Source organism: Mesorhizobium sp. M7A.F.Ca.US.005.03.2.1 (assembly GCF_003997795.1).
In the GTDB taxonomy this organism is placed as follows: domain Bacteria; phylum Pseudomonadota; class Alphaproteobacteria; order Rhizobiales; family Rhizobiaceae; genus Mesorhizobium; species Mesorhizobium ciceri.
On record NZ_RZRP01000734.1, the window covers coordinates 1 to 3,182 of the forward strand.

Here is a 3,182-nt window from a genome sequence, read left to right on the forward strand (position 1 = left end):
AAACGTCCATTTGTAGCCGATCAGGCCATCCTCCGGCGTCGTGTGCTGGTCGTGATGGGCGAGCAGCTTGGCGCGGTCGGCGAGATCCTCCGCCTCGCGCCGCACCATTTCAGCCGTCTCCGGCCGCATCCGCCTGGAGAAGCTGACGAAGGTCGCTTCCTTGTCGATATGGGTGATGGCCCAGCCGATGAAATTCTTGTTGGTCATCTCGAACAGCGGCCTGAGCGGCCCTTCGAAGTTCCACTGGATCGGCGTCTCGACCAGCAGTCTCGCCGAAAGACCCCGTCCGAGCGCGATCAGGCCGAGTTCCTCGAGATCGCGCAGATAGAGGAACATCGAAGCCTCGCTCAGGCCTTGCGAGCGCATGATGCCTTCGGGCGTGAACTTTTCTGACAGCATGACGAAGATGAACAGCAGCGCCGGCCGGCCGGCGAGCTTGCGCTCGATCTCCGGCGCGATGTGGTTGACCGGCCCAGGCCCCCGGTTCATCGAGCCGAGCACGTTTTCCAGTTCGACACCGGCCGCAGCGCAAATCTCCATCAGCCGGTCGAGCTTGCAATTGCGCTCATGGAAGATACGCTTCACCGTCGGTTCGGAAACGCCCATGCGTTCGGCCAGCGCGCGATAGGTGACGCCCTTCGCCTTCAACGTCCGCTTCAGCGCCTGGAAGATCAGACCGTTCATCGGATGCACCTCTTGTCGCTAGTTTCGTATCGATATTCGATACTAGCGGTGTCAGGCCTTTCCGGAAAGTATCGAAAGCCATAGCTCTGCCTCGTCATCTCAGGAGAGCAGTCATGAACACCCTCATCCCCTCAGCCTTTATCGCCGTCATCGGCATTGCCGCAGTGCCCGCCGCGGAGGCCGGCGAACTCTGGCGCGCCACCGGGCTCGAACAGCCGGAATCGGCCCTGTTCGACGCCGCTGACAATCGCATCATCGTTTCCAACATATCAGGCAATCCCGGCGAGGCCGACGGCAACGGTTATCTCTCCGTGCTGTCGCTGGACGGCAAGACGGTCACCCAGCACTGGACCGACGGCATGGACGCACCCAAGGGTATGGCGATCTCGGGCGGCAAGCTCTATGTCGCCGACATCACGAAAGTCCGCGTCGTCGACCTCGCCAGCGGCAAGCTGGTCGCCAGCATCTCGGTGCCGAACGCGGTCTTCCTCAACGACGTGACATCGGACCAATCCGGCAAGGTCTATGTCACCGACATGCTGGCCGACGCCATCTACCGCATCGATGGCGACCGGCCGGAGCTGTTCGTTAAGGACGGGGCATTGGCTTCGCCCAACGGCGTCTTTGCCGGTGGCGGCCGATTGATCGTCGCCTCCTGGGGCAAGGGCATCAAGCCCGACTTCAGCACGACGGAGCTTGGCGGCCTGCTGTCGGTCGACATCGCCAGCAAGGTGGTTTCGCCCTTGCCGGCCGCCCAGAAATTCGCCGATCTCGACGGCGTCGTAGCCATCGGCGACACCATCTACGCCACCGCCTACATGACCGGCACGCTCTACCGCTATCATGCGGGCGGCGCGCCGGAGGTGGTGGCGCAGTTCAAGCCGGGCAGCGCCGACATCGGCACCGATGGCAAGTCGATCCTTTATGTGCCGTTGATGAACGAAGGCGAGGTTGTGGCGCTGAAGCTCGATTGAGAGCCATGATCGGCGCCTCAGGGCAGAGCTGCGAGACGTTCGCCAACGGCCGATGGACTGTCGTTAGTCGGCGAGGATCGTATCGTGGCCAATTAACGACGTCCCCGGATCGGCCCACCTTGTGCCAAGCGCCAATAGCCGACATTGCCGAGCAGATATTTTGATCTCGCCTTTGGGCCGGGAGCGGAACGTCCGGTTCGGGACGTGCTTGTGGCGAAGCTTCCGTCGCCACCGGTTCACCGCCGCCGGCGACCATACAGCGCGGAAGTCGCGTATCCCGATCGCTAGAGCACCCCGATACTGCGGAGCAAGGCTTGTAGTTCGGCCTCGACACCTGCCGCCCGCAGGACGGCATCCCGATTAATCCGGCGCGCCAGGTTGGCGCGCGTCATGGGCTTTTTGTATTCCGGCCATTCCTTTTCGAGCGCCTTAACCGCCCCCGGCGTATCGGGCGGGCGGTTGGCCGCCTTGCCCTCCAGATGGCGCAGCAGCATTGCCTCAAAGCAGGGCCGTTGCCAGAGAATCGTGATTCCGTTGTCGGCCGCGAGCTTGCGCGTTCGCTCGGCGCGCTGCGGATCGCGCTCGGCCTGGTCAAAATCCAAAAGCGCGAAGCGTTCCGCGGGCGCACGGCGTTTTCTCTGGAGCAGCTTCAGGCGCAGCACCGCCATCTCGATACGCGACAGCGGATCGCCGGTCCCCGGCCCCAATTCGTCAACGTGCAGGTGCACCGGCAAATTGGCATCGCGGATCAGATCTTGCAGAAAGCCGGCATAACCGACTTCTGACGCTCCCTCGCAGCCAATATAAACCGGACGGCGAAGCTCGATATTGGCGGGCGACGACGGCTCATCCGAGGTGTGGAACCCCGCCGTATGCACCGCTCAGATATTTGCGGTAATGGTTCTCGTCGCGGCGCACCTTCACGTCCATGAGGCTGTAAAGGTGGCTGCGGCCCTGCCGGTCCTTCTCGCAGATCACGATTTCCTCCTTGTTGAGGTCATCGAGCAGCGAGGCCGAATGGCAGGAGAGCCATAGCTGCGCGTCGAACTTGTTACGTCCCGAGGCCGCATAGAACCAGCGCACCAGCTCGGGCAGCATGTTCGGGTGAATGGCCGCGTCCATTTCGTCGATCGCGGCGATTCCGCCGGTATCGAGTGCGCTCATGATGAAAGGGAACATCTTGATAAAGGCCCGCGTGCCGTGGCTTTCCATCAGCCAAGGCATTTCGACCGCAAGACCCGCGTGCTTAAACAGCAGCAGCGGCCCGTTGTCCGTATGCTGAAAGCGCATCCCTTCCACACCCACATCTATGCGGCTTAGCTCATCCTTCAGCCGCGAGACGACGTTGGGCTGGTTCTTTAGATAGTCGATCACGTCGCGATCGACGAAGGAGTGCACAGGCTCAATTTGGAAGAAGGCCTTGCGCGCCGTATCCACAAGAAGCTGCGCGGTCGGGTGCTGGAATTTCGCGAATGATGACAGCACCGTGTGATTGCCGGCGAGCGTCTTCACGAGGTGCTGGAA

General features: G+C 62.0%; 4 protein-coding genes. 1 reads left to right on the forward strand and 3 read right to left on the reverse strand.

Annotation, left to right across the window (positions count from 1 at the left end):
- Nucleotides 1-684, reverse strand: a 684-nt coding sequence (locus tag EN991_RS29275) for a helix-turn-helix transcriptional regulator (RefSeq protein ID WP_164769445.1), incomplete at its 3' end; no start/stop codon positions are given.
- 113 nt (nucleotides 685-797) lie between these two features.
- Between EN991_RS29275 and EN991_RS29280 the strand changes: the two genes are divergently transcribed.
- Nucleotides 798-1,658, forward strand: a complete 861-nt coding sequence (locus EN991_RS29280) for an ATP/GTP-binding protein (RefSeq protein ID WP_127370051.1) — start codon at nucleotides 798-800, stop codon at nucleotides 1,656-1,658.
- Nucleotides 1,659-1,942: 284 nt separating this feature from the next.
- Here the strand turns inward: EN991_RS29280 and EN991_RS29285 are convergent, their stop codons facing one another.
- The gene (locus tag EN991_RS29285) at nucleotides 1,943-2,536 is read right to left on the reverse strand and encodes a hypothetical protein (protein ID WP_127370052.1); all 594 of its coding nucleotides are present in this window, start codon (nucleotides 2,534-2,536) and stop codon (nucleotides 1,943-1,945) included.
- Nucleotides 2,505-3,182 (reverse strand): ATP-binding protein (locus EN991_RS29290; RefSeq protein WP_164769446.1); only part of this gene is annotated, 678 nt, incomplete at its 5' end. The genes EN991_RS29290 and EN991_RS29285, both read right to left, overlap by 32 nt.

Bases quoted from the DNA above. Each gene is read 5' to 3' on its own strand.
- EN991_RS29280 (WP_127370051.1), top strand. From the start codon at position 798: ATGAACACCCTCATCCCCTCAGCCTTTATCGCCGTCATCGGCATTGCC.